Annotated in this window: 17 protein-coding genes and 1 pseudogene; 9 read left to right on the top strand and 9 right to left on the bottom strand. The window is 70.4% G+C overall.

Annotated features, from left to right (window positions below):
- Window positions 1–5: 5 nt before the first annotated feature.
- Window positions 6–1766, bottom strand: a complete 1761-nt coding sequence (locus tag ACXAHD_RS02805; RefSeq protein WP_475048386.1) for a S8 family serine peptidase — start codon at window positions 1764–1766, stop codon at window positions 6–8.
- A 638-nt stretch (window positions 1767–2404) separates the two neighbouring features.
- On the opposite strand from ACXAHD_RS02805, the gene ACXAHD_RS02800 reads away from it, so the two are divergent.
- Window positions 2405–3421, top strand: a complete 1017-nt coding sequence (locus ACXAHD_RS02800; protein WP_289211260.1) for an SDR family oxidoreductase — start codon at window positions 2405–2407, stop codon at window positions 3419–3421.
- Between the two features lie 858 nt (window positions 3422–4279).
- On the top strand, window positions 4280–4498 hold the full coding sequence (locus ACXAHD_RS02795; protein WP_348651180.1) for an NUDIX domain-containing protein: 219 nt from the start codon (window positions 4280–4282) through the stop codon (window positions 4496–4498).
- Between the two features lie 21 nt (window positions 4499–4519).
- On the opposite strand, the gene ACXAHD_RS02790 is transcribed toward ACXAHD_RS02795, so the two are convergent.
- Both ACXAHD_RS02790 and ACXAHD_RS02785 read right to left on the bottom strand, forming a co-directional pair.
- Window positions 4520–5881 (bottom strand): NsdA family TPR-like regulatory protein, encoded by a 1362-nt coding sequence (locus ACXAHD_RS02790; RefSeq protein ID WP_289211259.1) that lies wholly within the window; start codon window positions 5879–5881, stop codon window positions 4520–4522.
- 149 nt (window positions 5882–6030) lie between these two features.
- The gene (locus tag ACXAHD_RS02785) at window positions 6031–6219 is read right to left on the bottom strand and encodes a hypothetical protein (RefSeq protein ID WP_281551496.1); all 189 of its coding nucleotides are present in this window, start codon (window positions 6217–6219) and stop codon (window positions 6031–6033) included.
- A 116-nt stretch (window positions 6220–6335) separates the two neighbouring features.
- On the opposite strand from ACXAHD_RS02785, the gene ACXAHD_RS02780 reads away from it, so the two are divergent.
- From ACXAHD_RS02780 to ACXAHD_RS02755, 6 genes and pseudogenes are all read left to right on the top strand, one after another.
- A complete protein-coding gene (locus ACXAHD_RS02780) occupies window positions 6336–6545 on the top strand; it encodes a hypothetical protein (RefSeq protein ID WP_475048382.1) in 210 nt (69 codons plus the stop codon).
- Window positions 6546–6848: 303 nt separating this feature from the next.
- The gene (locus ACXAHD_RS02775; RefSeq protein ID WP_281555697.1) at window positions 6849–7112 is read left to right on the top strand and encodes a DivIVA domain-containing protein; all 264 of its coding nucleotides are present in this window, start codon (window positions 6849–6851) and stop codon (window positions 7110–7112) included.
- Window positions 7109–9319: a hypothetical protein gene (locus ACXAHD_RS02770; RefSeq protein ID WP_289211257.1), complete on the top strand. Its 2211-nt coding sequence runs from the start codon at window positions 7109–7111 to the stop codon at window positions 9317–9319. The genes ACXAHD_RS02775 and ACXAHD_RS02770 overlap by 4 nt, the downstream gene beginning before the upstream one ends.
- A 991-nt stretch (window positions 9320–10310) precedes the next feature.
- On the top strand, window positions 10311–11003 hold the full coding sequence (locus ACXAHD_RS02765; protein ID WP_475048379.1) for an ABC transporter ATP-binding protein: 693 nt from the start codon (window positions 10311–10313) through the stop codon (window positions 11001–11003).
- On the top strand, window positions 11000–12292 hold the full coding sequence (locus ACXAHD_RS02760) for a DUF7224 domain-containing protein (RefSeq protein ID WP_281551491.1): 1293 nt from the start codon (window positions 11000–11002) through the stop codon (window positions 12290–12292). Before ACXAHD_RS02765 ends, ACXAHD_RS02760 begins: the two co-directional genes overlap by 4 nt.
- Window positions 12289–12901, top strand: a pseudogene (locus ACXAHD_RS02755) (hypothetical protein). Before ACXAHD_RS02760 ends, ACXAHD_RS02755 begins: the two are co-directional and overlap by 4 nt.
- A gap of 21 nt (window positions 12902–12922) precedes the next feature.
- Here the strand turns inward: ACXAHD_RS02755 and ACXAHD_RS02750 are convergent.
- From ACXAHD_RS02750 to ACXAHD_RS02740, 3 genes are all read right to left on the bottom strand, one after another.
- Window positions 12923–13243 (bottom strand): LysE family transporter, encoded by a 321-nt coding sequence (locus ACXAHD_RS02750; protein ID WP_475048418.1) that lies wholly within the window; start codon window positions 13241–13243, stop codon window positions 12923–12925.
- A gap of 157 nt (window positions 13244–13400) precedes the next feature.
- Window positions 13401–13736, bottom strand: a complete 336-nt coding sequence (locus ACXAHD_RS02745; RefSeq protein ID WP_281551488.1) for a hypothetical protein — start codon at window positions 13734–13736, stop codon at window positions 13401–13403.
- A 42-nt stretch (window positions 13737–13778) separates the two neighbouring features.
- A complete protein-coding gene (locus ACXAHD_RS02740) occupies window positions 13779–14378 on the bottom strand; it encodes a winged helix-turn-helix transcriptional regulator (RefSeq protein ID WP_281551487.1) in 600 nt (199 codons plus the stop codon).
- A gap of 62 nt (window positions 14379–14440) precedes the next feature.
- Here ACXAHD_RS02740 and ACXAHD_RS02735 point away from each other — a divergent pair, with 62 nt between their 5' ends.
- On the top strand, window positions 14441–15370 hold the full coding sequence (locus ACXAHD_RS02735) for an SDR family NAD(P)-dependent oxidoreductase (RefSeq protein ID WP_475048375.1): 930 nt from the start codon (window positions 14441–14443) through the stop codon (window positions 15368–15370).
- A 132-nt stretch (window positions 15371–15502) separates the two neighbouring features.
- On the opposite strand, the gene ACXAHD_RS02730 is transcribed toward ACXAHD_RS02735, so the two are convergent.
- Genes ACXAHD_RS02730 through ACXAHD_RS02720 form a run of 3 tightly spaced genes read right to left on the bottom strand, consistent with a single transcriptional unit; the run spans window position 15503 to window position 17945 of the window.
- Window positions 15503–16414 carry an oxidoreductase gene (locus ACXAHD_RS02730; RefSeq protein WP_289211253.1) on the bottom strand — a complete coding sequence of 304 codons (912 nt, stop codon included), beginning with the start codon at window positions 16412–16414 and terminating at the stop codon, window positions 15503–15505.
- A 2-nt stretch (window positions 16415–16416) separates the two neighbouring features.
- Window positions 16417–17004 carry a TetR/AcrR family transcriptional regulator gene (locus tag ACXAHD_RS02725; protein WP_281551484.1) on the bottom strand — a complete coding sequence of 196 codons (588 nt, stop codon included), beginning with the start codon at window positions 17002–17004 and terminating at the stop codon, window positions 16417–16419.
- Window positions 17001–17945 (bottom strand): oxidoreductase, encoded by a 945-nt coding sequence (locus tag ACXAHD_RS02720; RefSeq protein ID WP_281551483.1) that lies wholly within the window; start codon window positions 17943–17945, stop codon window positions 17001–17003. The genes ACXAHD_RS02725 and ACXAHD_RS02720 overlap by 4 nt, the downstream gene beginning before the upstream one ends.
- Window positions 17946–17954 lie beyond the last annotated feature (9 nt).

Below are 17954 nucleotides of genomic sequence, written 5' to 3'. Positions count from 1 at the left end.
CGTCGTCAGACGACGGTGCAGGGCGTCCCGTTCAGGGTGAACGCGGTCGGCTCCGCGGTCCCGGAACCGGTGCCGTTGAACCCGATGCTCGCCGTGCCCTGCGGCAGCAGCGTCGAGTTCCACGTCAACGAGGTCGCGGTGACGTCCTGGCCGCTCGTACCGTAGGTGGCGGACCACCCGCTGCCGAACGAGTGCCCGCTGGGCAGGGCGAAGGCCAAGGTCCAGCCGTTGATCGTGCTGGTGCCGGTGTTCGTGATGACGATGTTGCTGGTGAACGTGGAGCCACCGCTGTTGACCGCGTAGGAGACCTGGCAGGTGCCCGCCCCCGTCGGGGTGTTGACGGTGACCGCCGACGAGAACGACGACAGGTTGCCGGCGGCGTCCTCAGCCCGTACCCGGAACTGGTAGCTGGTCCCCGGGGTCAGCCCGGTCGCCGTGAACGAGTTCGTCGCCGAGGTGCCGGCCGACGCGAACCCACCGCCGCCGGTGGCCCGCTCGATCTCGTAGCCGACCACCCCGACGTTGTCGGTCGACGCGGTCCAGGTGAGCGTGGCCGAGGTCGCGGTCACGCCCGACGCCACCGGCGTGCCCGGGGTCGACGGCGCGACGGTGTCGGTCACAGTGCTACCCGGGTCGGCGTACAGCAGCAGGTTCGGCGACCCGGCGCCGATGCCGGTCAGCACGTTGCTGGTCGCGGCGCCCAGCAGCGCCGCCTTGGCCTGGGCCATCGTCGCGCTCGGGTTGGCCTCCAGATAGCGGGCCACCCAGCCGGTCACGTGCGGAGCGGCCATCGAGGTGCCCGACCAGTTGGAGGCGACCGCGCTGTCGCCGCTGTTGCCGGCCGAGGTGATGTTGTTGCCCGGAGCGAAGACGTCGATGCAGGAGCCGTAGTTGGAGCTGGACCACCGGCCGTCGGTGATGGTGGTCGCGCCCACCACGATGCCGTCCGCTGACCGAGGGTTGTTGTTGCAGGCGTCGCTGTTGTTGTTGCCCGCCCCGAACACCGCCAGCACCCCGGCGTCGATCATGTTCTGGGCGGCCGTGTTCACCACGCTGCCGTAGTTCTGCAGGCTGAGATTCGCCACCGAGCGCGGCGGTGCGTTCGTCGCCACCCAGTCGATGCCCTCGATCAGGTCCGCGTCGGTGCCGAAGTTGAAGCAGTCCAACACCCGCACGTCGCGGATCTGCACGTCCTTGGCGACGCCGTACGTCGTGCCGCCGATGGTGCCGGAGACGTGCGTGCCGTGGCCGTGGCAGTCGCCCGGACTGTTGCCGTCGTTGACCGCGTCGTAGGCCCACTGCGCCCGGGTGCCGAAATCGTCGTGCGTGGTACGGATCCCGCTGTCCAGGACGAACACGGTGGTCCCGGTGCCGTCGGTGTCGTAGCTGAACTCCTGGTCGAGCGGGAGGTTCCGCTGGTCGACGCGGTCCAGACCCCATGAAGGGGGGTTGGGCTGGGTGGTCGCGCCACCGCCGGTCACCACGGGCTCGACGGCCTGGATCACCGCGTCGGCCTGGACGTACTCGACGTTCGGGTTGGCGCGCACCGCCTCGAGGGCGTCGGCGTCGAGTTTCGCGGAGAATCCGTTCAGCACCGTCGTGTACGGGTGGACCTCCCGGCCACCAACCCGCTCGGCGACCACCACAGGGTCGTTGGCCGCGCCGCCCTTGAGCGGCTGGTCCTTGAGAACGACAATGTAGCCACCATTTGGCGTACCATTCTCGGCAGGCAGCAGGGGAGCGAGAGAAGTCGTCGGTTGTGCCATCGCAGGGGTGGCGGCGAAAACTACCAGAAGTGCGGAAGTTGCGGCTGTCGCGAATGCCTGGCGACGGTATCGGTGCAGTCTGGACATAGGAGAAACTGGCCTCCTGGGCGCGGTGACGCATGGACTACCGGTGAATCGACGGCTTGCCCAGCTTGTCAGCTGCCGGGATCACCGGGCGCTGTGGCCGGACTGAGTGCTCGAGCCCCGTCTGCTGCAATGAGAGCACGGGTGTCGGCGTTCGCCAATGCCAAGACTTCTTGAAACGTGAATGAACTATGTTAAGAAGGCGGGGTGGCCAGGGGCTGTTCACAGGATCGAAAAAAGCGACTGCCCACGTGATTGCTCTCACGTTGCCAAACGGCGCGCGGGTCGATCTTCACCGGTCGTGCAACCCTCTCGGGACTGCCGGGCCACGGGGCCGCCGGGGTTGTCGGCGAGAGCGGGGTGGGCCGCCGGCTGCGGGCACCAGCAGCTCAGCAGGATAGGTGATCCGTCGATCCCGCGACCACCGGTGCTGTCGCAAGCCCGAGAACATCGGCCCAGCCCGGTCGCAGACATAGGTGTCACCGGTACCTTCGGCGCAGTCCGGGGCGGGGCGCCATGCCCGTCCACAGCGCGAGTGGTGTCGGGAGTCGGCAATGAGTGGCGAGCAGGTGCTGGTGACAGGAGGCTCCGGCTTCGTCGGGGCGCACTGTGTCGTACGGCTGCTGCTGCAGGGGTACCGGGTGCGTACCACGGTGCGTTCGGCGGGTCGTGCCGCCGACCTACGCACGATGCTGCAGGCGGGGGGAACGGAACCGGGTGACGCGCTCAGCTTCGCCGTGGCCGACCTCACTACCGACGACGGCTGGGCCGAGGCGGTGGCCGGATGCGACTACGTACTCCACATCGCCTCTCCGGTGCCGCTGGCCGAGCCCCGCGACGAGAACGAACTCATCGGGCCGGCACGCGACGGGGTGCTGCGGGTGCTGGGCGCGGCACGTACGGCCGGGGTCAAACGTACGGTGCTGACGTCGTCGATCGTGACGGTGAAGTACGGCCACCCGGCAGACAAGCGGCTGTTCACCGAACAGGACTGGACCGATCCGGAACAGGGGCAGGTCTCCGCGTACGCGAAGTCGAAGCTGCTCGCCGAACGCGCCGCCTGGGACTTCGTGCGTAAGGACGGCCAAGGCATGGAGCTGGCGGTGGTGAATCCGGTCGGAATCTTCGGTCCGGCCCTCGGACCGGACAAGTCCCTGTGGTCAGATCAGATCGACCGGATGCTGACCGGCCGCCAGCCCGTCCTGGCCCGGATCCACATCGGTGTGGTCGACGTACGGGACGTCGCGGACCTGCACGTACGGGCGATGACCGATCCGGCGGCGGCCGGCGAGCGGTTCCTGGCCAGCGCCGGCACCATGTCGATGCAGGACATCGCGGTGTTGCTGCGTACCCGGCTCGGTGACGGGGCTGACCGGGTCTCGACGCGGGTACTGCCGGACTGGGCGGTGCGTCTCGCCGCCAGGTTCAGCCCGCGGATCGCGTTCGTGCTGCCTGAGCTCGGTGCGGTACGCGAGGCGTCGAGCGAGAAGGCTCGTCGGATGCTGGGCTGGCAGCCTCGGCCGGCTGAGGAAGCCGTCATCGACATGGCGAACAGCCTGATCCGACGCTGATCAGGGCGACCATCAGGTCGTCGACGGCGGCGGGAGCGGACGCGATCGCGAACTCCGGCGGGTCTGCGGATGTGCCGGGTGCAGGACGAAGGAGTACGTGACCGGCGTGGCGTCGCCCGACGAGACGAGGAGGACATCGCCGGAGGGCCTGATCCGACCCGGTCCGGTCGATTCGACGTGGTGGAGATGAAGCCGGGCAGGGTGCGAGTCCGTTTGCCGAGCGCCGCGATGATGAGCATCGCGCCGGATTTCGGCTGTGATGGGGGCGTCCAGCTCACCTGGCCGAGGAAGACCCGGGCGCCGTCGGTGGGAATCACCGGCATCGATCGTCATCATGGGTTCGCGGGACGCGGCTGTCATTAGTCTCCGGGGTGGGCCGGCGACGTGCGCCTCTATCCCGTGTGCGCAATGCCGCCCCTTTGGGCTGGGGTACTGGTTGAGCCTGATGCCACAGGTGCATCAAGATGCACCTGTGGCATCAGGTCTCCGGAAGCGCCATGGGATTCCTCGGAGGAACCCGAGCCGGGCGGTCGAGTCGGCGGCAGCCCGGGCGGTGTGGCTGAGAGGGCTGCACTTCTCTCGGGCTGTATGGATAGTCTGGCCGGCATGGGTAAGGCGACGGGTGACGAACGGCCGTTGCTGGGCCGGACTGGCGGCGACCGCAGTCCTGAGCAGGCCGACGCCCATCGCTGGCACGTGTTTGGACGACGGGCCGTGTACGAGCGCCGGCCCTGGATTAGCCTCGACCTGGTTGACGTCCAGTCCTCCCGGCGGCGAGCGGTTCGAGCACCATGTCGTACGGCTGTTCCGCGCCGCCATCGGCGTCGTCGTCAATGATCACGATCAGGTGCTGATGCTGTGGCGGCACCGCTTCGTGTCGGACCAGTGGGGCTGGAGCTTCCCGGTGGGATCGTCGACGAGGGCGAGAGCCCGGAGACGGCCGTGGCACGCGAGGTCGAAGAGGAGACCGGCTGGCGGCCGAGGGCTTCTCGACCGGAACGAGATCCTGGGCTCCGGCTCGATCGTCGGCCTGCTGCACGTGTTGGCCTTCGGCCTGCCTGGTGGCTGAACCGCTGAGGGCTGCGACATGCGCTTTCGTCAGGCGGCTAGGCCGAGGAGTTCGGTGGCGCGGGTGGTGAAGTGGCGTACCTCGGGGAGGGTGGCGTACGGCTTCATGCGGTGTTGCAGGTCTTTGACGGTTCCGATGGTGCGGGACGAGTTGACGGAGGCGGCCAACTCGACGACATGAGCGGCGCGGTTGGCGGCGGCTTCGACGTCCGACCGGTCGAGGTCGGCGGTGGCCAGGGCGGCGTGGCTGAGGGCGGCACGTCGGGCGCGGCCCTGCCGGCGGGCACCTTCGGCGGACTCGGTGGCAAAGCGCACGGTTTCGTCGGGTTGCCCGAGGTCGCGGAAGCAGTGGGCGGCTTCGCCGTACAGGTATGGGGTGTCGATGAATCTGGCCCAGACGGGTTCGTCGTCGTGGTCGACGCGGGCGAAGGTCTGTTCGGCCTTGGCCACGGCGGCGGCCGCCGGTGCTGATTCGCCGAGTGCCGCGAGGGCGCGGGCTTCGAGGATGTGCAGGTCGGCGAGGCAGGCGGCGGAGTCGCCGTCGGCGAGTCCGCGGCGGCCGGCGCGGGCGAGCATCAGTGCTTCGCGGGGGTGACCGAGCAGGTTGGCCTGGTCGGACATGCCCGCGAGGACGTGCGCGCCGAGCGCGGAGTGGTTAGCGGCCTGGGCGAGCCGGAGCGCCTGGATGAGGTAGCGCTGGGCGAGGCCATGTTCGCCGTCGTCGTAGGCCATCCACCCGACGAGGTACGACTGCTCGGCGGCTGCCTCGTAGAGCGCCTGCTGCACGTCCGGCTCGTGCTCCCGCTTGAGCAGCGGTAGGACGTAGCTCTGCATGTACTCGACGAGGGCGGTACGGGCGTGGCCGCCGCCGCGCATCACGTCCAGCTCCTGGAAGAGGGCGAACATCTCCCGGATGCCGGCCACCTGCCGCATCCCGATCTGCCGGGGGCCGCGCTCCGTCGATGTTTCGTCGAGGGTGGCGAGCAGCCAGTCCCGGCTCGGTGCCCCGAGCGCGGCGAGTACGAATGGGGCTTTGACGATGTTGCGGCGCGCGACGTCAGCCTTGCCGAGGTCGATGATCGTGTCGACTGTGGTACGCGGATGGTCGGCGTACTGCAGGCCGCGAGCGGCAAGGGTTTCCTCGTCGGTCATGCCGAAGTCTGCCGGGGTGATCCGGCGACGCAGACGTTCACTGAGCGCCCGTGCCAGCAGCGTCGGCACCGGCGGTCGCGGACGTTCGCCGCGCTTTACCCAACGGTGCACCGCCGTGTAGTCGTAGCGCAGGGCAAGCCCTTCGTCCGCCCCGAGGCCGTTGACCCGCCGGGCCAGCCCGGCCCACGAGAAGCCCGCCTCGGTGATGAGCGAGGCCAGAGCATCGTTGGATCCGTTCACGGAGCACCCCTCCCAAGTGACTACCTTGGACGGTACCGGTCAGGCATTGACGCTGCATATGGCCACACGAAGGCTCGAATTTCGCACGGGTGTTCACATGGTGCCGGCGAGGGCGGTCGTCCAGTTGTCTCTGACGTGATGAGGGGATCTCAGTCCTCGCGTTGGGTGGGTCGGTGGATGCGGATCCACTCGGCGACCGCGTCGCGGGACCAGATGCGGCCCGTGGCGAGGACATCCAGCGGTGCGGGGAACGACGGACGGTTGACGATCTCGGATGCCCGCTGGCGGGAGACGCCACCGAGCATCTGCTGGATCTCGGACATCCCGGCCAACCGCATGTCAATGAACGTACGGAGGTGACGACTAGCAGCCCCGTCAACTTGATGCACTTGACACCCGTAAGGGGGATGGGTGATTCTCAGTCGCGCACATCTTCGGAGGAGGGGAGTTAGCCGTGACGCAGATGGATGACGACCGTTGGCGGTCGTGTGGGTCGGACTGGGACGACCCGGGAACCGGCCCACTGCAGGTGCCGGTCGACGTACCGCCGCCGGTGCTCATGCCCGACGCCCGGCGCGGTGACGCCGACGTCCGGCCCCGCACCGCTGCCCCGAGGGCGACCGGGCCGGGCAGCGCGCCCGCTGACCTCGGCGACTGCGCCTGATCCGGATTTCCGCAGCTCACGCGGCGGAACCAAGGTCTGCCCCGGTCGCCGTACCGCCAAGGAGGGCTGCGGTGATCGGGGCGGGGGTGGCCCCGCCCGAGTCGGCAAGGGGCAGGGCCACCCCCATCCACCACGCACACCACCAAAGCAATCACCGCACCACACAGGGGAGGAGCACTGATGATGCGAAGGATCTGGCAACGGATGCGGGTCCGCTGGGGACGCCGGCGGATGGCGTCCACCCCGCCCAGCCGCTGGCCGGCCGGCGGCGACCCCGGCGTGCACCGGGTGCCCGGCACCAACATGCGCTCGGCGGCGTACCGGCCGATCCGGCCCTGGCAGGTGCGCAACCAACGGTTCCGCCCGGTCGGCGTCACGGCCCGCGGCCTCGACCCGGTCGAAGTCGGCGCGTTCCTCGACCGCGTCGCCTACGACCTCGGTGTCCTCTACGCCGAACTCGACCGCACCTGGGAGCAGAACAACCGGATCAAGGACGCGCTGCGCCGCTGGCAGTCCACCCAGGCCGCGATGAACCAGGCCACGATCAACCAGGCCGCCGTCCGGTGACCGAGCCCGACAACCCTGGCGTCACCGTCGTCGACTGCACCACCTGCGACGGCGGTGGCGTCACCTCCCACCGGTGCAGCTGCACCTGGTACGGCGACCATCTCATCGTCGACGACGACCAGTTGACCGCCGGCAACCCGGGCGGTACGGCGTACCGCGACTGTCAGGTCTGTCTCGGCACCGGCACGAACTGCGTGACCTGCGACCGCTGCGCCGGGCTCGGCCGCCGCCGCGCCCAACTCGTCTACACCGTCGCCAACGCCGACACCGCCGCCGTCGCCTCCGTCAACATCGTGCCCGGCGCGCTCGACCCGGTGCACCGCGCCGGCCGCTGGTGGCTCGACCTCGACGCCGTCGTCACCGAACTGGCCGACCGGGTCGGCGCCGACCACCTCTACGACCCGGCTGCACCCGAGCGGGAACTTCTCGTCGGCGGGCTGGTGCTGCCCCGCGACTGGCGACCCGACCTGCCGCAGGCACGGCGACACGCCCTGGAAGCGGCGGCGATCGCCAACTACACGTACCACCCGTGGCAGCTCTGGCTGGGCCGTACCGCCCCGCCGGACCGCCCCGACCCGGCCCGCCACCTCGGCCGACTCTGCGCCCTCGCCGAACTGCTCTGCCTCGACCTGGTCGTCGAAACCCGGCCCGATCCGTACGGCGACGACCGCTACGGCTGGCAGCTGCGCCTCGAACTGCCCGACACCGGCGTCGGCGACGCGTTCGCCAGCGGTGTCGGCAGCTCCGACAGCCTCGACGCGGCGATCGTCGCCGCCGACGCGACCCGCCTCGCCACCGGGATCGGCGACCGTGGTGTCGACGTACCCGCCCACTACCTGCGCCCCGGCCGACCCGGCCCGCCGATCGGGCCGCCGAAACTCGACCTGGACCAGCTCGAACGCCGCATGATCGCCGACTGCACCTCAGTCGGCACGGGTGAGGCCACCCCTGGCGCGCAGGCCATCTGGCGCGACGGCCGCTGGTGGCACACCAGCCTGCGGGTGGTCGCTGTCGTCGAGGAACTCACCGAACGCACCACCGGCCAGATCTCCCGGCGTACGGTCGACAAGCTCGCCCGCTCGTGGCAGCCGCCGCCGCCCAGCTGGCAGGGGCCGGCGATCCCGTCCGAACCCTGCCCGTACTGCGTACCGGAGCAGGGGTTGCGCCGCTGCGTCTGCACCGTCGGCGCGCCCGCCGCCGACCCGGAGTGCCGCTACTGCGGCGGTGCCGGGCGCAGCGGCCGGTACGCCGCCGGCCTCAGCCGCTGCTTCAGCTGCGGCGACACGCTGCGCATCCGGCACGGTGCCGTCGTCACCGTCACCGACGGGCAGCACTGGGCCCGCCACCTCAACTGGGCACTGCCTGACGAAGCCACCGCCGTGGTGCCGCAGATCGGCAGCCAGCCGGGCGGCAAACCCATCCACCAGGTGCCGCCGCAGTTCCGGCTCCCGTTCCACGTCGGCGACCTGACGGTACGCGGCCAGCCGATCGGCCCGGACCAGCTCGCGCCGCTCGACGAGTACGAGGTCCTGCTGGTGCAGGAGCTGTGGTACGGCCACGTCACCCTCGACCACCCTGGGCAGGACCTGCTGACCGCGTACCTGGCGAACGTCGCCAACGGGCACCCCGGCGGCCGGGTGCTGCTGCACGCCGCCGAGCCGGACGCGCCACCGCTGGCGCGGGTGCTCGCGTTGGCGTACGGGCTGGGGCTGGCGCTGATCGTCACCGTCGCCGACCACCGCAACGACGCCGGTACGCCGTACCGCATGCAGGGGGTGTCGTGGGGTGCGTACCTCGCCGCGCCCGGTGCCGCGATCGGCCTGCGGGCCTACCCGCACCGGCCCACCCTTGGGCACGCGCTCGCCCAGGCCGTCGAGTACGTGTGCGGCGCCACCCGCTCGGCGGTGCCGGTCGATCCGTCGACCGCGATCGCCGTACCGCAGAACGTGCCGCAATGCGTACCGCAGGATGTGCCGACGCCGGCAGCCGACGGCGACCCCGGCGACTGGGTGACGCCTGCCGACCTGGTGCCGTTGCTGTCGTTGCTCGCGGGGTACTACGCCGGCGAGACGGTGATCGTCTCGCTCGCCGCGTCCCACTGTGAGGTGCACGTACGTGAAGGTCCCGAGACCACCCGCCGGGTCGCCACCGCCGCCGACCTGCCAGCCGCCGTCGCCGCCCTGCGTCTGCGCCCACCCGCGACCTGACGACCTGCGGTGGCCCGCGCCCCGAGGTCCTGGTGCCTTGGCGCTCCGAGAGCATTGCTCATGTGGAGGTAACGTCCTGCGTGGACCATGGGATAACGGTACGACCGATCGCTGACCTGGCATACGTACTGCTCGGGCTGTTCTTTCCGGCATCGCACAGGATCGTGATGATCGGCGCGGCGGCGGCAAGCAACATCAAGCCATTGGACGGTTGCAACATGTGATTGTTGTCACCTTGGCTTTACCGTGTGTGCTCCTATGTGGCGGTCTTCCTGTGTTCCCTGAGGCCAGGCCTCGAGTGCTTGAGATCGTCGCTGATGGCCAGTGATCAACGGTGATCGAAGGGTGTTGACATGTGTGGACACCGCGCCGAGTAATTTAACCGCTGGCCAGCTCTCGTTGTCCTTCCAAAGTAAGCGGGGAACAGTGAAGAGACTCGCGAAGGTCGTAACTGTTGCTGTGGGTGGCTTGGTGCTCAGTTTGACCTTGGTGTCGCCGGTGCGCGCTGAGGGAAGTTGGTCGAGTAGTGTGAGCGATGCCCTTACCGGATTCACATCCCGGGACTGGACCGACAACAACAGTGACTCGGCATCGACTCGTACGGTGTGGTCCGGTTGTTCGGTGGTAGCGGGAACCTACCAGAACACTACTCTCGACCTTGCTCGTAACAGGACGTGGCCGCTCCCCGATGTGACATACGGCGAGCGCACCTCGTCGTGTGGAACGTTCAATTGGGGTCGGATGACCGACGTCGGTAGCTACCACTGGACCATCAAGAAGATCAACGGATCGACCTCCGGCTGGCGAGTCAACGTAAACTCGCTGACCACCTACTACTGACCTGATGCCTTGATCATCTAGGATGGGGTGGCAAGTCAGCCATAAGGTCCTGACTTGCCGCCCCATGTCTGCCGTGTTCATGCCTCCAGAGGTTGACCCTGTGCCCGTACTGATCGCGGATTGTTCTTTCCGGTATCGCAAGGACATCCCGGTGTTCCGTGCCCTGACCGTCGAGTTCGAGCCCGGTGCGACCGTGCTGCTCGGCCCCAACGGTGCTGGCAAGTCCACGCTGCTGTCGCTGATCGTGGGGCTGCTGCAGCCCGACGCGGGCACGGTGCGAGTCGGTGACCTGGTCAGCGATGTCCGGCGTACCCGATCGCGGTACCGCCGCTCGGTCGGTTGGCTGCCACAGCACGTCGCCGCGATGCCCGGCCTGAAGGTGCGGGAGCAGGTCGCCTACGCCGGCTGGCTGAAAGGCCTCAACCGCCGTGACGCCTGGGTCAACGCGGCCCGCGCCCTGGGCCGTGTCGGCCTGCAGGACCTGGCGGAACGGCCCAGCAGGGCGCTCTCCGGCGGTCAGCTCCGTCGGGTCGGGATCGCGCAGACCCTCGTCCACGACGCGAAACTGATCGTCATGGACGAGCCGGCCGCCGGGCTGGACCCGCAGCAGCGGCGGGTGCTGCGCGAGGTGCTGAACTCAGTTGTCGGCGACGTTGACCTGCTCGTGTCGACGCACCAGACCGAAGACATCAGCGACATCTACCAGCACGTGGCAGTGCTGGACGACGGTGTCATCCGGTTCCACGGTGAGGTGCCGGCATTCCTGGCGCGGGCCAGGCCTGGCGTCGAGCCGTCCCGGCAGGCCGAGGACGCCTACGTGCAGTTCATCGGCGCCGAGGCATGAGCGCGGACGCGCACGGCGCCATGCGGACGATCTACCCCTGGCGTAGCCGCGCCGAGACCTACGTGACCGTGCCGATGCTGGCCCTCGTGCTGTTCCAAGGTGCGGCGGTCGTCGAAACGGCCACGCCCGGCTACTGGACGGCTGCGGTTGCCAAGGCCAACCTGATGCTGTTCATCGTGGTGCCGCTCTGCGCGGTCTGCGCCGCCTGGGAGGGGATGCGGCACCGCAGCGGCGGTATCGACACACAGACCATCGCTCGGCCGATGTGGACAGTCGTTTTCGTTGCGGTCGGCCCGACGCTGGTAATGGGGCTGGCCGGGGTCGTCGCGGCGGTGCTGTCGACCGCCCCTGCCGCAGTCGGCGCGCCCGGCGGTCCGCACCTCGGGCTGGTCGGCGTCTACCTGCTGGTGATGGTAGGGCACACCGTGGTCGGATACGGGCTCGGTCGCTGGCTGCCGCCCGCGCTCGCGTTGCCGGTCAGCCTGGGCGGCTCCTACATCTGGCTGGCCTACCCGGCCGCCGTCGAGCCGTTCTGGATCCGCCACATCAACGGGCTGTCCTTTGAAAGCTGCTGTGCGATCGATCAGCAGCCGGACGCGCGGGCGCTGCTGGCCGCCGCCCTGTTCGCCGTCGGTATCGGCGCAGGCACGCTGGTCGCCCTTGCCGGCGCCCGCCCGGCTCACGTCGGCGGTGCGTTGAGCTTCACCGCGTTGCTAGTGGTCGCGGTCACCGTGGCGGCACCGCTCGGCCCGTCTTCCGGCGGCCCGCGCGCCGGAGCGCCACAGTGCGTCGGGCAACGGCCCACGCTGTGCCTGTGGCCGGAGCAGGAGACGGCCCGGGATGCGATCCATCCGGCGCTGGCGTCGGCGTATCCCCGGCTCGCTGCGGTCGGCGTCACGCTGCCCGAGACGGTGACCAGCCAGGAGAGCAACGCGGCCGACGCTGTCTTCATCGTCCTGCCCGCCGAGTCGGACCCGCAGACGGCGGTGCTGAGTCTGGTCTCCAGCATCGTCCCGGACACCGTGCCCGCCTGCGCGGCCGAGGGGGAGTGGCCCGGTGCCCACAATCGTGCGGCGTTGCTGGTGTGGATGGCGCTGGCGGCCGGCGTACCGGCGTCGGAGCTCGGCCCGGTCGCGCCGCCGGAGCTGATCGACCTGGCGGTACGGGTGCGTCAGCTCGACGAGGACCGGCAGGCTGCCTGGTACCGAGCCAACCTCGCGCCGATGGCTGACTGCACCACCGTGCCGCGCCTCGACCCGGAACTTTTCGCGTCGGACGATCCGCAGTGATCTGGTGGTGGCGTACCCGCGCCCTGACGACGGTGACCGTCGCGTACGCCGCGAGCCTGGCCGCCGCGACGGTGATCGGCGGTGAGGTGCTGCCGCTGCCCAGCCTGGCCGGGGCGTTGCTGGTGCCGGTTGTGTTCGCCCTGCTGCTGCCGCTTGTCCCGATCGTCGTCCTCTGGCACGGCATCGACCGCAGCAGCGGTGACCTGGACACCACGGCGGTACGTTCGGTGGCCGCCCGCGACCTCGGTGTCGCCGCGGCGATGACGCTGATGACCGCGGTTGCAGTCGGCGTCGCCTCGGCGGTCGGCTGGTGGCAGCTCGGCCCCGGCTACCTGCGTAATCTCATCGGCTGCCTCGGGTTGGCCCAGATCGTCGCCCCGTTCGTCGGCGCACGGCTTGCAGCGGTGGTGCCGGTCGGCGCGGTGATCGTCAGTGCGCTGTTCGGCACCGGTGACGGTGGTCTGGTGCGTTGGTGGGCGTGGCCGATCGCCGATGCCTCCTCCGGGCCGGCCTTCGCCCAGGCCGTACTGCTGCTGGTGGTCGGTGCGGCAGTGGCGGTTCAGCCGAGGCTGGCCTGCCAGGCTAGGCGGATGGCGAGCAGGCCGATGATGCCGTTGCCGACCAGCGCCGTCACCAGCCGGCGCGTGGGCTGGCGAGCGCGCGGCCGAGAAGCGCGCCACCAGATGCCAGCAGGACCTGCCAACTGGCCGCTGCGACGAACACCGCTGCGACGAGTAGCAGGCTGCTGGTCGAATCTGCCGCTCCGCCCTGGTGGCCGACCACGAGAGCGGCGAAGTAGACGATGGTCATCGGGTTGAGCAACGTCAGCCCGACGAAGGCGGCGTACGTCCGGGCGATCGACCGCGCCGGTGCCGACTGCGGCGCTTCGGTCGCCGCTCGACGGGCCTGCATCGCTACGACGATTCCGCGTACCGCGTTCGCGGCGAGCACCACGGCGGCGGCTGCCCGCAGGATGCCGGTCGCCGGGTCGAGCAGTCGGGCGACGGCCGCGCCGTGCCGCAGCGACACCTGAGCAGAGACGGTGACGATCAGGACCCGATCGCGTCGACCGGGACCGCGATGCCGTAGCCGGCGAGCAACCCGGACGTCAGCGCGTCGAACACGTCAGGCCTATGTCGACCGACGTGCCGGGCCACAACCGGTTAGTGCCGCGCCGGGCCGGGCCGGGCCGAGCCAGGTCAGCGGCGGGTGGCGGCCAGCGCTCCGGCAGGCCGCCGAGCGTCACCGCGGCGACGGCACCTGCCATGAACAGGCCAGCGGTCGTGGTGCCGGCCGCGAGCAGCGCGAGTTCGACGCTGCGCCGGGCCAGAGACTGGCGACGATGGCGACCGTCAGGTAGTTCCAGCCCGAGTACCACCACTGGCGGCGTGGGCTGCCCTTGAAGCAGGGGAGCAGGAAGCCGAGGATCGCGGTGCCCGTCCACGCCGGCTGACGGTAGCAACGGCCTACCACCACCGCTGACCGGTCAGCTGATGGGGGTGCCGGATGTAGCCGCTGCCCAACGGGCGAGGGCTTCGCCGACCCGGTGGAAGCCATCGCCGACGGCGCTGAACGCGTAGCTGCCGTCGGCAAGGCGCTGGATCAGGCCGCGCCGCTCCAGGTCTGCCAGGCGCTGGGTGAGGGTGACCTGGTTGACCCCGGTGTCGCGGGTCAGGTCGGTGAAGCGGCGCGGCCCGACCAGCAGTGCGCAGTGCAGCTCAAGCATCCAGCGTTCCTGCATCAGTGACAGCAGGTCGTCGAGTTGGTGGTGGCGGGTGTCCGGGTCGCTGGTGTCGCCGGCCCAGGCCGCCATTTCGGCGAGCACCGGGCGCAGTCCGGTGCCGGTCGGCGTCAACGCGTAGCGGGTGCCCGGTGGGGTGGTGTCGATCACCGTACGGGTGACGATGCCGGCGGCCTCCAGCTCGCCGAGCCGGCGGGCGAGAGTGCTCGGCCCGATCGCCGGGACCGCCCGGCGCAGGTCGTTGAAGCCGGCCGGTCCGTCGAGCAGCGCGTGCACGATGTGCAGCGTCCAGCGCCCCCGCAGCCGACCCACGGCGGCCAGCAGTACGTCCTGCTCGACCTGCACGTCGCCACTGTATCCAGCGGCACACTTGTTAAAACTCAGTAGCTAGTACTATTTTTTTAGTCATGACTGAGTCAACGAAGCGGGCCCTGGTCACCGGTGGCACCGGCGGCATCGGCCTGGCCACCGCCCGTGCCCTGGCCGGCCACGGCTACGCCGTCACGATCGTCGGGCGCGACCAGCAGCGGGGCGACGCCGCCCGCGAGCAGGTGAGCGCCGCCGCCACGGGCTCCCGCTCCGCCGCTGGTCCGGTACCCGCCCGGTTCATCCGGGCCGACCTCTCCGCACTGTCCGCCGTCCGCGCCCTGGCCGACGACACCCGCGCCGCCGGCCCGCTCGACCTGCTGGTCAACAACGTCGGCGGGATCTACCGGCAGCACTGGCACACCGTCGACGGCATCGAGGCGACCTTCGCCATGAGCCACCTCTCCGGCTATCTGCTCACCGAGCTGCTGGTCGACGACATGATTGCCGCCGGGCACGGCCGGATCGTCAACCTCACCTCGGGCGCGATCCGGCTCGCCGACCGCACCCCGCTGGACCGGGTCGAGATGGCCGGGCGCTACTACGGCTTTCCTGCGTACGGGCGGGCGAAGCTGGCCAACCTCGCGTACACGATGGGTCTGGCCGACCGACTCGCCGGCACCGGCGTCACGATGCTCGCCGCCGACCCGGGGGCCAGCGCGACCGACATGGGCCGGTCGATGCGCGCGGACCTGTTCCCGATGCCAGCCCGGCTGGCCTTCCCGCTGATCTACCTCAACCTGTTCCGGGCCAGCGCGACCGATGCCGCCCGCAGCTCCATCGCCGCCGCCACCGCCGACCTGCCCAGCGGTACGGTGCTCGGCCCGAAGGGCACCCCGGTGCGCCCGGACGCGCGGGCCACCGACCCGACGGTCATCCAGACTGTCACCGCGCTCAGCCAGGCGACCTGCGCCTCCACTCACACCGACAGCCGGTCAGCGACTGCGGGACAGGATGCGCTGCCCGAGTAGCGTCACGTGGACCAGGTCGGCGGTCTCGTCCGTACCGTCGCCGGTCTCAGCTCCAGGGTGTCGTGTTCGGCAGGTCGGCGGCCGTCAACCGGCTGCTGCCCGACCTGGCGGCCCGGCCGCAAGCGGCTGCGGCTATTCGGCGACTGTGAGCTCGACACCGGTCAGCTTCTCGCTCTCCGTCCACAGCCGGCCAGCGGTGGCTGCGTTGTCGGCCGCCGGGCTGCGACGCGCGGCGACCGGCGGGCCGACCATGTCGAACAGCCGGCCCGGCCCCCAGTAGCTGCCACCGTCGACCGCCGGGTCGGTGGCGGCGCGCAGCGTCGGCAGCGCTCCGTCGCGCGGCCTCATCGCAATCAACCGGCTGACGGCGGTGACGAAGCCACCGGTGTGCCGGGCCAGGTCGGTGGCGGTCCACCCGGGATGGGCAGCGGTCGCCAGTACGGGAGACCCGGCTCCGGCCAGCCGACGTTGCAGCTCCAGGGTGAACAGCAGGTTGGCGAGTTTGCTCTGCCCGTACGCGGCCCACCGCCGGTAGCGACGCCGCTGCCAGTTCAGGTCGGCGAAGTCGATCCGGCCGGCGCGGTGGGCGTTGCTGGCGACGGTGACCACCCGGGCGTTGGCGCCGGCTTGCAGCAGCAGTGGCAGCAGCCGACCGGTGAGTGCGAAGTGGCCGAGATGATTGGTGCCGAACTGCAGCTCGAAGCCCTGCCGGGTGCGCCGCAACGGGGTCAGCATCACCCCCGCGTTGTTGATCAGCAGGTCAAGCCGGTCGTGGTCGGCGTGCATCGCCTCGGCGAACTCGGCCACCGAGTCGAGGTCGGCCAGGTCGAGCCGGGCGCAGCGCACCGTGCCGACCGGTTGCTCGGCGCGGATCCGGTCGGCCGCGGTGCCGGCCCGTCCGGCATCCCGGCAGGCGAGCACCACGTGGGCGCCTCTGGCGGCGAGCATCCGGGCGGTCTCGAAGCCGATGCCGGAGTTCGCGCCGGTGACGACGGCGGTCCGGCCGCTCTGGTCCGGCAGGTCGTCGAAGGTCCACGGTGTCATCGTCACTCCCGGGTCAGGGCCTCGCCGCCGGCGAACACGATCGTCACGGCGGTCTGCATTCCGTTTCGGTACTCGTCGACCGACGAGAGCTTGTGTTTCAAGCCGAACGAGGTGGCGTGCAGGTGCTCGGCCAGGTCCCGGGCGGACAGGCCGGCTGTCCGCCAGCGGTCGGCGACCCCGCTGTCGGCCAGGACCTGCTCGACCCCGTCGACCAGCCCGCGCTCGATCCGCTCGGCCAGCGAGCAGCGCAGCGTGGCCGCGGTGTTCAGCAGCTCCTCGAAGTTGCCGTGCACCGCGGCCCCGACCGACGGGCCCTGGCACGCTTCGAACGCGGCGAGGATCCGCCCGGGCGGGTCGAGGTCGTCGCGGGCGAAGGCCGCCCGGGTCGCCGCGCACACGCCGGTCACCATCCGGTCCACGGCGGCGACGAACAGCTCGTCCTTGGTCTTGAAGTGCAGGTAGAGCCCTTGCCGGGAGATGTCGGCCGCGCGGGCCAGGTCGTCCATCGAGGTCTTCCGGAACCCGTACCGGATGAACACGTCGATCGCGGCGTCGGCGATGGTGTCCCGTCGGGTACTGCCCGGCGTCACGCCGGGCGCTCCGTACGTCCCAGTGCCGAGAACGGGTACGCCACCCCGGTCAGCTGTTCGCTCTCGGACCACAGTCGGCTGGCCATGACGGTGTCCTTGGCCCGTGCGGAGCTGCGGGCCGGCGCGGGTGGCCCGGAGGCGCCGAACCGGCGGGCCGGACCCCAGTAACTGCCGGCGGCGGCCTGCGGATCGGTCGCGGCGCGCAGGCTGGGCAGTGCCCCGGCCGGTGGTCGCATCCGAATCATCCGCTCGACCCGCGACCGGCTCTCGCCGGTGGACCGGCCCTGGTGGCGGCCGATCTCGGTCGAGGTCAGGCCGGGATGGGCGGCGACGGCCCGCACGGTCGACCCGGCCTCGGTCAGCCGGCGCTGCAGTTCCAGGGTGAACAGCAGGTTGGCGAGTTTGCTCTGTCCGTACGCGGCCCATGGCCGGTAGCGGCGTTGCCGCCAGTTGAGGTCGTCGATGTCGATGCCGCCGGTCCAGTGGGCCAGGCTGGAGACGGTCACCACCCGGGCCGCCGGTGCCGCGTCGAGCAGCGGCAGCAGTTCGCCGGTGAGCGCGAAGTGGCCGAGATGGTTGGTGCCGAACTGTAGTTCGAAGCCCTGCCGGGTGCGTCCCAGCGGCGGTGCCATCACGCCGGCGTTGTTGATCAGCAGGTCGAGCCGGTCGTGGTCGGCGCGGTAGGCGTCGGCGAACGCGGTGACCGAGTCGAGGTCGGCCAGGTCCAGCTCGGCCCCGGTCACTGTGCCGGCTGGCTGACCGGCCCGGATCCGGTCCAGCGCCGATTCGCCCCTGCCCTTGTCCCGGTAGGTCAGCACCACGTGTGCGCCTTTGCCGGCGAGCATCCGGGCGGTCTCGAAGCCGATGCCGGTGTTCGCCCCGGTCACCACCGCGACCCGGCCGGTCTGGTCGGGAATGTCATCGAATGACCATGCAGCCACGCTGACCCC

The sequence above is a fragment of the Micromonospora sp. ABR4_055 genome, assembly GCF_056160425.1.
This window is presented reverse-complemented; position numbering and strand designations above follow the sequence as displayed.

What these genes read in the sequence shown, in the direction of transcription:
- ACXAHD_RS02785 (WP_281551496.1), bottom strand. Translation starts at nt 6,219, where the DNA reads ATGCGGTTGGCCGGGATGTCCGAGATCCAGCAGATGCTCGGTGGCGTC.
- ACXAHD_RS02775 (WP_281555697.1), top strand. Translation starts at nt 6,849, where the DNA reads ATGCGCTCGGCGGCGTACCGGCCGATCCGGCCCTGGCAGGTGCGCAAC.
- ACXAHD_RS02735 (WP_475048375.1), top strand. Translation starts at nt 14,441, where the DNA reads ATGACTGAGTCAACGAAGCGGGCCCTGGTCACCGGTGGCACCGGCGGC.
- ACXAHD_RS02805 (WP_475048386.1), bottom strand. Translation starts at nt 1,766, where the DNA reads ATGGCACAACCGACGACTTCTCTCGCTCCCCTGCTGCCTGCCGAGAAT.
- ACXAHD_RS02730 (WP_289211253.1), bottom strand. Translation starts at nt 16,414, where the DNA reads ATGACACCGTGGACCTTCGACGACCTGCCGGACCAGAGCGGCCGGACC.
- ACXAHD_RS02760 (WP_281551491.1), top strand. Translation starts at nt 11,000, where the DNA reads ATGAGCGCGGACGCGCACGGCGCCATGCGGACGATCTACCCCTGGCGT.
- ACXAHD_RS02800 (WP_289211260.1), top strand. Translation starts at nt 2,405, where the DNA reads ATGAGTGGCGAGCAGGTGCTGGTGACAGGAGGCTCCGGCTTCGTCGGG.